The sequence below is a fragment of the Vibrio mexicanus genome (genome assembly GCF_001012815.1).
Taxonomy (GTDB): Bacteria; Pseudomonadota; Gammaproteobacteria; order Enterobacterales; family Vibrionaceae; genus Vibrio; species Vibrio mexicanus.
This window is the reverse complement of sequence record NZ_JYJP01000105.1, coordinates 12,872-28,918: the sequence shown is the minus strand read 5'-3', so window position 1 is coordinate 28,918 and position 16,047 is coordinate 12,872. Positions and strand designations below refer to the sequence as shown.

General features: G+C 43.6%; 8 protein-coding genes and 1 pseudogene. All 9 read right to left on the bottom strand.

The genetic code is table 11. The annotated features are described in order from the left end of the window. Positions 1–8 precede the first annotated feature (8 nt). A complete protein-coding gene (gene rlmKL, locus UA76_RS15540; protein ID WP_047047988.1) occupies positions 9–2,132 on the bottom strand; it encodes a bifunctional 23S rRNA (guanine(2069)-N(7))-methyltransferase RlmK/23S rRNA (guanine(2445)-N(2))-methyltransferase RlmL in 2,124 nt (707 codons plus the stop codon). Positions 2,133–2,650: 518 nt separating this feature from the next. Next, a complete protein-coding gene (locus UA76_RS15535; RefSeq protein ID WP_047047985.1) occupies positions 2,651–3,199 on the bottom strand; it encodes a cell division protein ZapC in 549 nt (182 codons plus the stop codon). A 176-nt stretch (positions 3,200–3,375) separates the two neighbouring features. Further along, positions 3,376–4,386, bottom strand: a complete 1,011-nt coding sequence (pyrD, locus tag UA76_RS15530) for a quinone-dependent dihydroorotate dehydrogenase (protein ID WP_047047981.1) — start codon at positions 4,384–4,386, stop codon at positions 3,376–3,378. A gap of 46 nt (positions 4,387–4,432) precedes the next feature. Then, positions 4,433–9,273, bottom strand: a pseudogene (locus UA76_RS15525) (NAD-glutamate dehydrogenase). 188 nt (positions 9,274–9,461) lie between these two features. Continuing rightward, positions 9,462–9,680, bottom strand: coding sequence for a DUF2835 domain-containing protein (locus tag UA76_RS23125; RefSeq protein WP_075202588.1), 219 nt, complete (start codon positions 9,678–9,680; stop codon positions 9,462–9,464). 77 nt (positions 9,681–9,757) lie between these two features. Next, entirely contained in the window at positions 9,758–12,364 is a 2,607-nt protein-coding gene (pepN, locus tag UA76_RS15520; protein WP_047047978.1) for an aminopeptidase N, read from the bottom strand. Positions 12,365–12,549: 185 nt separating this feature from the next. Further along, complete coding sequence (locus UA76_RS15515) at positions 12,550–13,233, bottom strand: hypothetical protein (protein ID WP_047047974.1); 684 nt, start codon at positions 13,231–13,233, stop codon at positions 12,550–12,552. Between the two features lie 141 nt (positions 13,234–13,374). Continuing rightward, complete coding sequence (gene prc / locus UA76_RS15510) at positions 13,375–15,369, bottom strand: carboxy terminal-processing peptidase (protein ID WP_047047971.1); 1,995 nt, start codon at positions 15,367–15,369, stop codon at positions 13,375–13,377. 17 nt (positions 15,370–15,386) lie between these two features. Next, a complete protein-coding gene (proQ, locus tag UA76_RS15505) occupies positions 15,387–16,022 on the bottom strand; it encodes an RNA chaperone ProQ (RefSeq protein ID WP_047047968.1) in 636 nt (211 codons plus the stop codon). Positions 16,023–16,047 lie beyond the last annotated feature (25 nt).

Sequence of the window (16,047 nt, the reverse complement as noted above, 5' to 3'; positions counted from 1 at the left end):
CTCCTGTATTAGCTCTTGTGAGTGATAATCCAGCAATTGTGGATATGTTTATTACGGCCAAAATCTAATGGCAGCGTTTGAGACGAAATGTTTTTCGCTTCTAGCCCAAGCTTGTCCAACGCCTCAAAGTCCATCTTAAAGTGGCGCTTGTTATTAGAGAATACGATGGTGCCCGACTCTCTTAGGATGCGTTGAAGGTTTTCCATTAGCTGGATGTGGTCGCGCTGAACATCAAACGTCTGTTCCATGCGCTTCGAGTTTGAAAACGTTGGCGGGTCGATAAAGATAAGATCATACTGACCTTTTGCATTAGACAACCACTGCAAGCAATCTGCCTGCTCGTAACGATGCTGGCGACCAACTTGACCATTGAGCTGCATATTCTCTTTTGCCCAATCAAGATAGGTGTTGGACATATCCACCGTAGTCGTCGATTTAGCACCCCCGCAAGCCGCATGAACGGTTCCAGAACCGGTGTAAGCAAATAGATTTAAGAAATCTTTACCTTGCGCCATTTCTCCCAAACGACGGCGAGTTAGCTTATGATCCAAGAACAAGCCTGTATCCAGATAATCGTGCAGGTTAACAATCAAGGAGACGCCATACTCTTGAACGGTCATCGTCTCTTGACCCTGACTCAACTTCTGATACTGAGAGCGGCCTTTTTGTTTCTCACGGACTTTAAGCACCACTTTGTTTGCATCAGTACCCGTCACTTGAATGGAAGCTCTGATGATATCCGTCAAACGACGCTTCGCCTTCTCTTCAGGAATGTTTTTAGGGGCTGCGTACTCTTGAATCACTAAGTGATCGTTATAAACATCAATGGCAACGTTGTATTCAGGTAAGTCTGCGTCGTAGATACGGTAGCAATCTAAGCCTTCTTTACGTGCCCATTTGCCAATCTTACCGATGTTTTTCTTCAATCGATTCGAGAAATCAGGGGCAACGAGCGATTCTTGCTGAGAGCCACCGCCTTCAACTTGAGCGCGCTCTGAAATAGAGTAGTTCTTTTGGTGACACGGTAACGCGCCGTTATTCAACTTGAACTGTTTATCCGCTCGCATACGCAGACAGCTTAGTAGCTCGTCAGAGCTTGAGAAGATCGAAGCTTTACAGCCACCAAACTGCGATTTCAACTGAGCACCAAATGCGGTGTAAAGCGCAATCAAGCCAGGATGTGTGCCTAATCGTTCACCATAAGGTGGGTTTGACACGATGACGCCAGCCTCGAAGCCTTCAGGACGCTTAACTTGCGCGGCGTCGCCAAAATTAAACTCAATTAAGCTTTCAACACCGGCACGGCGAGCATTGTCGCGTGCAGTTTTAAGAACTTTTTCATCGTTATCAAAGCCATAAAACTTACAGTCAACTTTTTTGACACCCCTTCTTGCTTGAACGTTGGCCTCAGATTTTATCTCTGACCATAGCTCTGGTTCAAAATCTTCAAGTGACTCGAAACCCCAAGACTCACGCTTGACGCCAGGCGCCATGTTGGCAGCAATCATTGCCGCTTCAATAAGTAAGGTGCCTGAACCACACATAGGGTCTAAAAGAGGCTGAGAGCCGTCCCAACCACAACGTTGAACTATGGCAGACGCCAGTGTCTCTCTTAGAGGTGCACGGCCAGATGCTGGTCGGTAGCCACGTTGATGAAGGCCACCGCCCACCATATCAATACCAAGTAGCGCTTTATCCCTGTGAAGACGAACGTGAATACGAAGATCGGCATGATCTTTACTGATCGAAGGACGTGGCAGGTTCTTTTTAGTGAAACTGTCCACGATCGCATCTTTTACTTTCATCGCACCATACTGGCTATTACGGATTTCGCGGTTAGTACCGTTGAAATCAACCACCAGCTTCTTGCTGCTATCGAAATGGTTTACCCAGTTAATTGCCGTCGCAGATAAGTAGAGATCCATGTCATCTTGACAGGTGAATTCAGAAAGAACACGAACAAATCTTGATGCTAAACGACTCCATAAGCAGCAGCGATAGATCTGCTCGTTCGTTGCTTTGAACTTAACCCCTGCTTGAACAGGTTTTGGATCGGAAATACCGAGCTTGGTTAGCTCATCTACCAGTAAGTTTTCTAGGCCGTTGGATGTTACAGCAAGATATTGATGCATAGCGTTCTTTAGATAGTAATAAATGACACGGCATTATACCTGACTTCCCTCCAGATAAGTAAAAGAAACGCTGACTTTTCTCAAAATACCCTATCCAAACGCCTATCAAATCATCAGCAAGTGAGCGCCAACTCCATCACCAACATTAACAGTCTTAGTACAGAGAAATAGGGCCTACAGAAGAAGTGAATACTTATTCGCACTTAAACTGGTATATACCAATATGAAATTTACACTGTAATTTTGCTACAAAATTACATAAATGAGGAATAAACAGAACCCTATTAAGGAAATGAAGGATAACTTGGGGAATTAAATATGAAAAATATTAGTGAGCAACGTTATCTATCTCACGATTGGGGCAGGCATTTTGATTGATATTTACACAAATTGGCCGTGGTTTTTCACCCAGCCTAATATCTAACGTGCAAAAAAAATCGGCTAAGAAGCCGATTGGAAATAATACAAAAAGGAACGAACTTTAAGGGAAATGGCTAGCTAACTTAGCCAGCACCAAATTAACTGACTAAAGCAACAGGCTGAACGGTAAGCTGTTCATTAACGACTATCATGCGGTCGTGCATCACTTTAATCGCCTGACCAAATACAAGAGCCTTGGAAGGGTTGAGTTGGAACTCTTCTAAGTCGACATAAGCACATAAGCTTGATGCCTCACCCGACTCTAGAACAATGAAATAGCCCTTGTTTAGACTATTGCTCAACTGAACGATATCCCCTTCTTGAGGTTCGTCACCCACAATCGAGCACGAATCGAAGAACCAGCTTTTCGGTTGAACAGGCTTGTGAAAGCGTTTAGCAGCTACGCAATATAGTGCTAATTCTGCCTGTCTCGGCTCACTTAGCTGTAGATAAGAGATTTGTTCTTTGAACGTTTGGTATGAGGAAGCGTCATCTACGGTAAACTCATTAACGTCGAGTGCGCATTTGACTAGAAGTTTGTTGGACAGGTTTGTTTTGAAAAGCATGTTATCGCCAAGGTCAAGCATAAGGTGGCTCGCCTTGTCGTCATAATACCAAGTCCATTTGTCACTGGGTTTGAGCATCATTCCATTCTCTATAACGTGCATGTCCTAAGGTAAAACATTCATTTACCATCCAATATCCGATAGTTTATGAAGGTTCTGGCAAAAAAAAAGAGGAAATGATTTCTCATTTCCTCTTGAAATTGCATTGAACTCAAATGAATTTTTAGAGTGACGCCGTCACCTAACAATGCATAAAGTTAAATGTTTTTTACGATATCGGCAACTAAGCCAGGGCCGTGATAGATAAAGCCTGAATAGACTTGAACAAGATCCGCACCGGCCATAAATTTCTCTTTCGCAGCGACATATGAATCCACACCACCTACTCCGATAATTGGCAGCTTACCGTCAAGTTCTTGTTGGAGTTTACGAACAACTTCAGTACTTCTTGCTTGAACCGGGCGGCCACTCAATCCACCAGCTTCATTCGCGTGCTTCATACCTTCAACGATAGAACGATCCAATGTTGTGTTTGTCGCGATCACACCATCGATTTCATTCTTGATCAAAGATTCACAGATTTGTTCGATTTCATCATCGCTGAGATCCGGCGCGATCTTTAATGCCAGTGGAACGTACTTGCCATGTTTTTCTGCAAGCTCTTTCTGCTTCTCTTTCAATTCAGCAAGCAACTCATCGAGAGCCTCACCGTATTGAAGTGAACGCAGTCCCGGTGTGTTTGGTGATGAGATGTTTACCGCGATATAGCCGGCATACTCATACACTTTTTCCATACAGATAAGGTAGTCTTCAGCACCCTTTTCAATTGGCGTATCTTTATTTTTACCAATGTTAATACCAAGGACGCATGAGTAGTTCGCTTTCTTAACATTCTCGACTAAGTTATCAACACCTGCGTTGTTGAAACCCATTCGGTTAATGATCCCTTCCGCTTCCACTAGACGGAAAAGACGAGGTTTATCATTACCTGGTTGAGGGCGTGGAGTCACGGTTCCAACTTCAACGAAACCAAAACCCATCGCATCAAAAGCTTCGATGCATTCACCATTTTTATCTAATCCAGCAGCTAGGCCGACCGGATTGCGAAATTGAAGCCCCATACATTCAACAGGACGATGTGGTAGCTGCTGACGATAAAGGAGATCGAGAGGAGTACCTGTGATTCGCTTGAAGTTTTGAATTGCAAGATCATGTGCCTTTTCGGCATCAAGTTGGAAAAAGCCAGTCCTGGCTAGACGGTAAAGCATTGTGCCTCCGAAAGAAAAAAGCCCCGTATAAACGGGGCGTTATTATTTACTCATTTGCCGAACAATTCAAATTTAATAACATCAATTCCCTCAATGCGACGGAAAATTTCGCAAATTCATGCACAGAACCGACTTTGAACTCGTTCAAAATGTTTTCCCAGCGATGTAAAGACACTTCATTCATGATAATCCAATCATCTAACGCCTTATTAACATCGAGTTTATCGGGAGAACATCCGCAGCTTAATACTTGGCCAGTTAGCTGACGTTGCTGCCAATCCAGATCTTCTCTGAAAGCTGCTCTTGCTAGCGCTTGCCAGTTATTGTCTACCGCTTGGCCATTAATCTGTTTCAAGAACCAATGTAAAGACAATCGATCACCCAATGTGTAGTAAAGTTTGGCCGTTTGCTCGACTGTGGTGCCCTTTTCACGAGACACTGTGGATATATCCAGTACTGAGTATAGACTTGATAAACGAGCGACATAATTGGCCAATGCTTCCGTCACGCCCTGTTCAATCCAAGCGTTAGCCATCTGATTGTGTTCAGCTACTTCTTCGGCCACCAGCATGTCATCAATTTTTTCAGTGATAGTAATGGCATCGGCTTGATACAACTTGATCAGTTCATTGACGCATTGCTTACCGGTACGGTTACGAAGCAGCCAACGAGCTAAACGACGCAAGGTACGACGGACATAGTAGATCAAATCATACTGAGCTGAAGTAGTTGCGATATTGTCTAATTCCCTAATTTGAGTGAGAACAGAGCCTAGATTGAAGATCTCTCTTGCCGCAGCGTAAGCATTGGCAATATCAACCACATTGGCGCCTGTTTCCTCTTGAAGACGAGTGACAAAGTTGCACCCCATTTCGTTAACCATCTGATTTGCAAGAACAGTTGCTATGATTTCTGCTCTTAATGGATGATTATCCATATGATCTTTATAGTTACGGCGTAACTCATCAGGGAAGTATTGTACTAGCTGTTTCGCATGATACGCATCATTAGAGATGTCATCGTGAACCAATTGCTCTTTCAGCACCATTTTACCGTAAGCCACAAGTACTGAGAGCTCTGGCCGAGTCAGTCCCTTGCCTTGCTTTTCACGCTCAAGCAGCGTTTCATCATCTGGAATGTACTCAAGCGCACGATCCAAATGCCCCGCTTTTTCCATTGTATGGATAAAGCGAATCTGCTCTTTCACCAAAGAAACGCCTTGCTGCTCAGTTACTGAAATTGATTCAGACTGATTGTAAGCATCTTCAAGTACAATCTCACCGACTTCATCTTCCATCGACTCAAGTATGGTGTTTCTTTGCTTGACTGTAAGATCGCCATTCATAACCAGGCCATTAAGGAAGATCTTAATGTTGACCTCGTTATCTGAACAGTCAACGCCACCCACGTTATCCACAAAGTCAGTGTTAACACGGCCGCCGTTCAAACCATATTCGATACGACCCAATTGAGTCATACCCAAGTTACCACCTTCACCCACTACTTTTGCTTTTAGATCTTGTCCATCAATGCGTAATACATCGTTAGCGCGATCCCCAACATCAGTATGGGTTTCAGTTGAAGCTTTAACATAAGTACCGATCCCACCGTTCCACAGCAGATCCACTTTCATAGATAGGATCTTTTTAATCAGATCATTTGGCGCCATTGAGGCACGTTTGGTACCAAGCATCTTTTGAATTTCTGGCGTTAAATCAATCGATTTCGCTCGGCGAGAGAAGATGCCACCACCTTTAGATATCAGCTTCGCATCGTAGTCTTCCCAACTTGAACGTGGCAGTTGGAACAGTCGATTACGCTCTTCCCAACTACTCGCTGAATCTGGGTTAGGATCAATGAAGATATGCATGTGGTTAAAGGCAGCTTGTAGGCGAATGTGCTTCGATAGCAACATACCGTTACCAAATACGTCCCCCGCCATGTCACCTACACCAATCGCGGTAAAATCTGTGGTTTGACAGTTAATACCCATCTCTCTGAAGTGGCGCTTAACTGATTCCCAACCACCTTTTGCGGTAATACCCATCGCTTTATGGTCGTAACCATTTGAGCCACCAGATGCAAAAGCGTCACCTAGCCAGAAGTTGTATTCTTCTGATACAGAGTTCGCTAAGTCAGAGAATGTTGCCGTGCCTTTGTCGGCAGCAACAACCAAGTAAGGATCGTCTTCATCATGACGAACCACATTCTTCGGATAAGCGATCTCGCCTTCGATAATATTGTCAGAAACATCCAATAGCGCTCGGATAAAGCGTTTGTAACAACGTTGTCCTTCAGCAAAGATCTCATCACGATTCGTTAATGTAGCTGACGTTTACAAACGAAGCCACCTTTCGCACCAACCGGAACAATGACGGTATTCTTAACTTGTTGTGCTTTCACCAGGCCAAGAATTTCAGTACGGAAATCTTCCTGACGGTCAGACCAACGAAGACCACCACGAGCGACCTTTCCGCCACGCAGGTGAACACCTTCAATATCTGGTGCATAAACAAAGATCTCAAATGCTGGTACAGGTTGTGGGATCTCTGGAATATCGCTTGGTTTCATCTTCAAAGACAACCAAGGTTTTGGCATCTTATTAGCACCAACTTGATAGTAGTTAGTACGAAGCGTTGCGGTAATCATCTCCATGTAGCGACGAATGATCCGGTCGTCATCTAGGCTTTCAACATGATCTAACTGTTCGGTTAATTTCGCCATTAGATCATCTTGGCCTTTTTGACCGCCTTTGAATTTAGGATCAAAGCGACGAGCAAAGAGATCCACCAGGCCTTTTGCCAAATGTGGATAGTGAGACAGCGTATCTTCGATATATTGTTGACTGAATGGGAAGCCCACTTGTCTCATATATCGTGCGTAAGCACGAAGAATCGAGATTTCACGCCCCGTTAAAGAAGCGCCAAGCAATAGTCGGTTGAAGCCGTCACTTTCTAGATCCCCTGCCCAAATGGCAGCGAACGCTTGTTGGAAACGATCGCGAGCTTCTCGAAGATCAACTGTGTTCTCACTCTTATGAAGCATTGAGAAATCAAGGATCCAATAAGTGTGCCCGTTATTCTTACGCACTTCATAAGGCGATTCTCCGATCACACGTAGGCCTAAGTTTTCCAACATCGGCATAACGTCCGACAAGTGAATCGGCTCATCTCTATGATAAAGTTTCAGCCTCACCGCTTTCGAATCTGCCGCCTCTTCTTGAGGTCGATAGAACAACATCCCTAATCGATGATCATCATTTAGGAACTCTAGTCGTTCAATATCCGCAACCGCAGATGCTGGCATCACGTCTTCTTTATAAGAACGTGGGAATGCACGCATGTATTCTTTGGTGAGTGGTAACCCTTTACTTTCTCCAAAATTTGCAACGATAGCTTCTGACAGTCGGTCATCCCAAGTAGACGATGCTTCCATTAAGTTTTGCTCAATTGTTTTAACATCAACATTCATGTTGTTGTTATCAACACGAACAATGTAGTGAGTTCGGGCCAGCGGACTTTCAGAGAAGTAAGTTTGGAACTCTACTTCCTGTTCGCAGCCAAAGTAATTTTTCAAAATGCGTTGGGTTTGGCGACGAAGTTCAGTGTTGTATCTGTCTTTAGTCACGTACACCATGCAACTAAAGAAACGGCCGAACGGGTCTTTGCGCACGAACAATCGGAGCATGTCGCGGTCTTGCATTTGCACTACACCCATGCCGACTTCTAACAGCTCATGCTCTTTGGCTTGAAGCAGTTCATCACGCGGGTAGTTTTCTAAAATATTGTGCAGTGCTTTATAAGAGTATGATCCATCTCGGTAACCACTTGCTTCAAGAATACGTTCCACCTTCTGTCTTACAAGCGGAATCCCGGAAACACTTTGGTTATAAACGGCCGAAGTGTACAAGCCAGTGAATCGATGCTCCCCAATCACTTTACCGTTCTTGTCGAACTTCTTCACGCCAATGTAATCGGTATAAGCCGGTCTGTGGATTCTTGATTGGGTGTTGCCTTTGGTAACGATCAACAAGAACGGCTTTTTCGCTTCAAGGCGAGCCGAGTCAGAAAAATCAGAAAGCTTAACGGATCGAACACGATCAGGATTCGCGAACAAACCTAATCCTTTATCTTTAGTTGGAACCAGTTCACTGTCACCATCTTTGGTCACCAAGTCGAACTCTTTGTATCCCATGAATGTGAAGTTGTGGTTGCCTAACCACTTTAAGAATTCAAGCGCTTCGTCATAGCGATCGCCTTCAACTTCTATCTTGTCTTGTTGTGCTTCAACCTGATGGGTAACTTCATCGAGTTTTTCAACCATCAACAACCAGTCGTTCACGACTAATCCAGTGTCGGTCAAGATTGTCATGAGTTCTTCTTTCAAAGAGGTCATGGCTTCTTTGTCAGCAAGTCGATCCACTTCCAAATGAAACAAAGAATGAAACGCACCCTCTCCGTCATTGATGCTTGTGACTTTCCCTTTCTTATCACGACCAATTTGTGTTGGGCCATGCAGCATTAAATGCGAAACCAAGTCTAGTCTGTTGAGCGCCATCTTAATTGAGTCAACTAAGAACGGACTATCAGGCACAACGATTTCAACAATAGTATGTGTCGATTGCCATCCTTGGCGACTCACGGTTGGGTTGAATACCCTAACGGAAATCTCTTCTGCTTTTTTTTCGTTTAGGTGATGCCAAAGGCTAACTACGGCACCATAGAGATCAGATTCGTTTCGCTCATTGAGATCGTCTCTAGAAATGTTACTAAAGAGATGTTGAGCAAGTTTTGTGACTAGGGGTTGATGAGCAAGCTCGAGTTTGTCTTGAATTAGCTTATAAACCTTTTCAAGCAGAACCGGCATTATGGTTTCACGCGCGGTCATAATCACACTCCACAATTACATTTTATTATTTTATAGGGGGATGCTGTAAGCATAGTGCTTACTACGGGTAATGCATTGTTATTGTAAGAGGTTTGCTACTGATAAGTTAATTAATTTTGTCGGGGATCTAGGAGGAATGTTGGATATTGTGATAGAGACACTATTTAAACGTCTATCATTCTGGAAATCTACAGAACTTCTAACTTTATAAACTTATTATTCTGGTCTGTTGTAAGGCGAAAGCGCCCTTTTACCCCGATTTGAGTCAGGTAAGGACGAAAGCGTACCGCAGGAAGTTGTATCCGAAGACCATTATCGGTGTGAACAACGACACTGCTGGCCGCGCCACTGTAATGAGACACAAATGTTTGGTAGGAAATATTAAGCGTGAAGTAGTAATGATTCATAGCGTAATTTTAAAAATAGCGATAACTGTTATCCAATTATCGCTACCATAATATATTGATCTAATGAGATAAAGTGATTAAGACGCTAATGCCTTCGTTACTTTCTCAAACAGATCTTTTGCTAGATTGTCCATTGCCTTTAGCTTTTCAAGTTCAGCCTTGATCAGCGCTTGGCGTTTAGGATCATATTTGCGGAACTTAAGCAGTGGATCGATCAGCCTCGAAGCAACTTGAGGGTTCGAACTGTTTAACTCACGTAATATCTCACCTGCAAATTGATAACCTTCGCCAGTTACCGAATGAAACTGAACAGGGTTCATATTGAAAAATGCACCCACTAAGCTTCGAGTACGGTTCGGATTTTTTAAGCTAAATGCCGCATGAGACATTGTACTTTTCACTTTGTCGAGCGCATCTTTGGCTGGGTTAGTGCCTTGCAACGCAAACCATTTATCCATAACAAGTCCATCGTGAGTCCACTTATCGCTGTAATCAGACATTAAGCGTTCACGACATTCCAACTGCGCACTATTTGCCGCGTTCATCGCTGCAATAGTATCGGTCATGTTATTAGCAGAGTCATACTGACTTAACACCAAACCATTTCCTTGCTCAGTAAATGCTAAATAAGAAAGTGCAATGTTACGCAAAGCACGCTTACCAATAGAAGCATGTTCAATGGAATACTCTTGCTGATTTAAACTGTGATAAACAGCTGTTAGCTCATCATGCAGTTCGTTAGCAAGTTGAACTTTGATTGACTTAAGCACATGAGCAATCGCATCAACATCAACTTGTTTATACCAACCCGAAACTTCATTGTGACTCGGAAGCGCAAGCATTTCTGCAATGAAAGCAGGCTCTAAAGTTTCACTCAATAGTACGCCACGGAATGCATCAACCACTTCTGAACTAACGGAAACGTCACCGCCTGCCTGAACCTTCTCGACATTCGCTTTGATGTATTTCGCCAACAACATTTGCCCTGCATCCCAACGAGCAAAGTCATTGCGAGCTTGAGACATTAAGAAAATCAACTCTTCATCTGAATAATCGTACTCAAGAACCACAGGTGCAGAAAACTCACGTAACATCGACGGAATCGGACGTGAGCTTACGTTCTCAAAGACAAAACTTTGACTTGATTGCTTCACGTCGAGCACATTGGAGACAGGCTCTCCGTTACATTGTAACTCGATCACATCACCAGCTTGTGTGTACAATTCCACGTTAAACGGAATGTGAAGTGCTTGTTTTTCTTCTTGATCTAACGTTGGTTCTGTCTTTTGAACAACAGTCATCGTATAAGTTTTGGCAGCGTCATCATACGACGTCGTTACTGAAACCGTCGGTGTACCTGACTGGCTGTACCATAGGCGGAACTGTTTCAAATCGACACCGGAAGCATCTTCCATAGCAGCGACGAAATCTTCACAAGTTGCGGCCGTTCCATCATGACGCTCAAAGTAAAGTTTCATACCCTTCTGGAATCCATCTTCACCCAACAAGGTATGCATCATTCGAATCACTTCACTGCCTTTCTCGTAAACCGTTAAGGTGTAGAAGTTATTCATCTCGATAACTTTCTCAGGACGAATCGGATGAGACATCGGGCTCGCATCTTCGGCAAACTGTGGCCCACGAATGATTCGAACATTGTTGATTCGGTTTACTGAGCGTGAACCAAGATCCGATGAGAACTCTTGGTCGCGGAAGACAGTCAGGCCTTCTTTTAATGAAAGCTGGAACCAATCGCGACAAGTCACTCGGTTACCCGTCCAGTTATGGAAATATTCGTGTCCAATCACGGCTTCGATACCCAGGTAATCGGCATCGGTTGCAGTTTGCGTATTGGCTAGAACGTATTTTGAATTAAAGACGTTCAAACCTTTGTTTTCCATCGCGCCCATATTGAAGAAATCAACGGCAACGATCATGTAGATATCCAGATCGTATTCTAGGTCAAAGCGCTCTTCGTCCCACTTCATTGAGTTAATCAAAGAAACCATCGCATGATTGGCGCGGTCAAGATTTCCTTTGTCTACGAAGATTTCTAACTCAACATTACGTCCTGAACGCGTGACGTATTTGTCGCGAAGTACATCAAAATCCCCTGCGACCAACGCGAACAAGTAAGCTGGTTTTGGATGCGGGTCATGCCACTCAACCCAGTGACGTCCATTCTCAAGATCTCCGCTTTCAACGCGGTTACCGTTACTTAATAGGAACGGGAAATTGGATTTATCCGCGATTACTTTCGTTGTGAACACGGCCAGTACGTCGGGACGGTCAAGATAATAAGTAATACGACGGAAACCTTCAGCTTCACATTGAGTACAGAAAGCACCACCCGACTTGTATAAACCTTCTAGCGCCGTGTTGTCTTCTGGATTAATTTTAGTGTCAATTGTTAACTCAAACTCAGCGGGTAAGTTTGAGATTTCTAACTGACCTTCGCTCTGTTTAAACTCAGACCAAGAGGTGCCGTCTACTTTGACAGAAACAAGTTCTAAGCCCTCTCCATCAAGAGTCAATGTGTGAGATTTTCCCACCTGCTTTACTTGAGAAACAGCAGTGACAATGGTTTGGGTATCGTGTAAGTCGAACGTTAAAGAGATTTGCGTAATGGTATGCGAAGGCGGTTGGTAATCTTTGCGATATTTGGCTTGTGGAGCATCTGCCATGTCATTTTCCTTGTGACTGGGTTCAGTGATTGATTCACCGTTAATATAATTAGTCTAGATTACTATGACAGGTATAAAAAAACGAGGTATCTCTAAGAAATACCTCGTCAATTTGCTGGTTAAGCTAGCGCTTCCAATCTATTTGGTCATGCGATGTGTTAATTGTAGTCATAAATATGGAATGCCTACTCAGTAACTCGATTAAGAACTGCAAACATATCTCCGTTTTCACCTTCTAATGTGAGCTTGTCACTATTCAAGGTGTATCGAGTATCGTGTTCACCATCCGCATACAGCAATACAAGATGGTCACCTTCAGTGTAATACACACCTTGGTGTATCGCTTCTTGTCCGTCATCGTTACTCACTCTAAACATGAACACGAAGTCCGGCTGCAACAGTAAGTCCATTTTCTCGACATCACTCGCCAATAAATCCGAACCACCTAAACTTTCACTCGACCACATACCCGCGAGCGAGTTGGATAACGCCTTTGTAAATGTCACACCGTTTAAGTTGAGCATATTGTGATTAGCTTGATAGCCGTAAACTTGCGGCTCGTCTGTGTTCAAGCCCAGTATGATCGTATCTTCATTGGCGGTGTACAAACCTTCCCAATGGTCAACACTGTAGTCTTTTTTCTGAATATCGATAGTAAAGGCATAATTTGAATCGAGTGTGAGTTTAATGGCAATAAAGTTCTCTTTTGTCGCCTCAGGATTGTCATTAAACAAGTACCAATCGCCTAGCAATAACGGCATATCAAACTGAGTTAAGTCATTCTTATTCTTTTGTGGGTTTGTGTTTTCTTCAGCATTCGATACCGTCGAAAACGTAAGAATTGCTGCTAATACTAGGATCCATCTCATATGCTCTACCTCACACTTTTTTGTTTAAGCTTAGGAGGGCTTTTTCGATAATGCTAAGTAATTTGATCTAAATCACATTTATTCGGTTCACAAAAAAAGCGGACCTATGGGTCCGCTTTTGAAAAAGTTTATGAAAAACCGCTACTTAATCAGATCAATCATGATAGCAACAGATTCATCTAAATAAGCATCTGGCACTTCATAATCCTTTGGAACGTCTGATAAAGCCTTGAAAGCTTCATCGCCGTTCGCAACTTGTCTCTGATTAATACGTGACAAACGTAACTCGTCTGACTCATCACTCTCTGCGCGGCGAACCGCTTCATTTAGTGACAGCGTGTTGTCGTCCTTTTCCAACTGATATTTGGCAATATCTTCTTGAATGAACGAGAACTCTAAGTCATCAGCGATACGAGCAACGTGCTTAGCATTTAACTTGTCGATGATCTCATCGTTACGTTGTAATGTTTGATATTTCACTCGGTCGATCTGGTCCCAAGGCAGAGCATTATCTTCAACACTCTCCCCCGTTTCTGCAGGATCGACAGCAGATGGGAAACTGATATCCGGTACAACACCTTTGTTCTGCGTACTGCCGCCATTGATTCGATAGAATTTCTGAATCGTGTACTGAACATAGCCCAGCTCTTTCTCAAACAGATCATAGATGTGATTCAAAGAGCGATGTTGTTGAACCGTACCTTTACCGAATGAGTTTTCACCGAGAATAATCGCCCGTCCGTAATCTTGCATTGCCGCTGCAAAAATTTCAGATGCCGAAGCACTGTAACGGTTGATGAGAACAGTCAATGGACCTTTATAGCTAATGTTACCATCGGTATCGCTATTGACATTGACACGGCCGTAGCTATCTCGAACTTGAACTACTGGGCCACTCTCAATAAACAGACCTGAAAGTGCTGTAGCCTCAGTCAAGGCACCGCCGCCATTGTTACGCAAGTCGACGATAATGCCATCAACGTTTTGTTCGGTTAGTTCTGTAATAAGCTTGTCTGTATCTTTAGCAAGGCCAACATAGAAACTTGGCACTTCAAGAACACCAATCTTCTTGCCATCTTGTTCGATAACTTCTGACTTAACCGCCCTATCTTCTAAACGAATCTTGTCTCGAACAATTGTGACAACGTGACTTTTTGCATCTTTACCTTCTGGCAAGATCTGCAGCATCACTTTGGTCCCTTTCGGACCTTTGATTAACTGTACGACATCATCTAAACGCCAGCCGATAACATCAACGATCTCTTCACCGTCTTGACCAACACCAAGGATTTTATCTCCTTCCCCCAACTGCTTGCTGTTCGACGCAGGGCCACCAGCAACAAGTGAACGAATCACAGTGTAATCGTCCGTCATTTGAAGAACGGCGCCAATACCTTCCAACGAAAGATTCATTTCCGATTGGAATTGTTCAGCGTTACGAGGAGAGAGATAACTCGTGTGCGGATCAACTTCGCGGGCAAATGCATTCATGTACAGCTGGAATGCATCTTCATTATGAGTTTGGCTGAGTCGTTTAATCGCGTTGTTATAGCGCTTGCCAAGAATCTCTTTGATTTCTGGCCACTCTTTGTCCGTCAACTTAAGATTCAGAGCATCGTATTTTACTCTTTTACGCCAAAGCTCATCGAGCTCCGCCGTATCTTTCGCCCAACTTTCTTCGCTACGATCAAGAACAATGACTTCGTCCGTATCAAACTTCATCTCTTCGTCGAGCAGAGACAACGCATATTTGAAACGCTCGTAGCGACGGATTATCGATTGGTTGTATACGTCAAAAGCAATCTGGTTTTCACCATTTTTGAGCTGGTCATCAAGACCAACAGACAGCTTATTGAACGAATCAATGTCCGCTTGAGTGAAAACATTACGATTGAAATCAAGCATTTCAATGTAACGGGTAAAAATGGCTTGAGAGAACTCGTCGTTGAGGGTGAAGTGCTTGTAGTGAGAACGGGTAAATCGAGAAGTAACTCGTTTACTCGCAGTAGCATGTTGAACTTCAGGGGCGAGGACTGGTAAGTCTTCTTTGCTAATTTTGGCTTCTAGAGCCTGAGCTGATGTTGCTGCTAGCCAAAGGCTAGCAGCAATCAGAGTCAATTTTGAACGGCATTTCATGCGTAGGAGTATCTCCTTTATGCGCGCAAGTGCTCCGCTTTAACAACCATTTGTAGGCCGTTTGCTAGTTGAACACGCACATCTTCCTTATTGATTTCAACAATGGTCGCAGCCATGTTTCCTTTACCCATGTTCACATTCACTTGATTACCAACAGTTACTTCGTCAGCATTCAGTGCACGTGTTTCTACAGGCTTACTTGGTGCCTTTTGTGCTTTCTGTGAGTTAGGCTGTTGGCGGCGAGCTTGAGGCTTTTTAGCCGGTTTCGCTTTTGCCTTACCTTCTTCACGTGCTTTTTGCGCTTGTTCTTTACGACGAGCTTGTACGCGAGCCTTGCTTTCAGCAAGCGCTGTTTTAGCGTGTTCTACGTGTTCTTCTTCTAGTTCACCGCATGCATTACCATCTAGATCAACGCGAGTTGCGCCCGGTTTTACACCGTGTAGGTAACGCCATGATGATGTGTACTGTCTTAACGCTGCACGTAGCTGAGTTTTACTTACTTTAGGGTCTTCACTTAATCGTTCAGCAAGATCTTGAAAAATACCAATTTTCAATGGTTTTGCTTCACCTTCTAAAGTAAAGCACTTAGGGAAACATTCAGCAATATATGCGATAACTTCTTTGCTGTTTTTTAACTTTTCAGTGTTTTCCATGAGGATTCCTGGTTATTGCGGACTG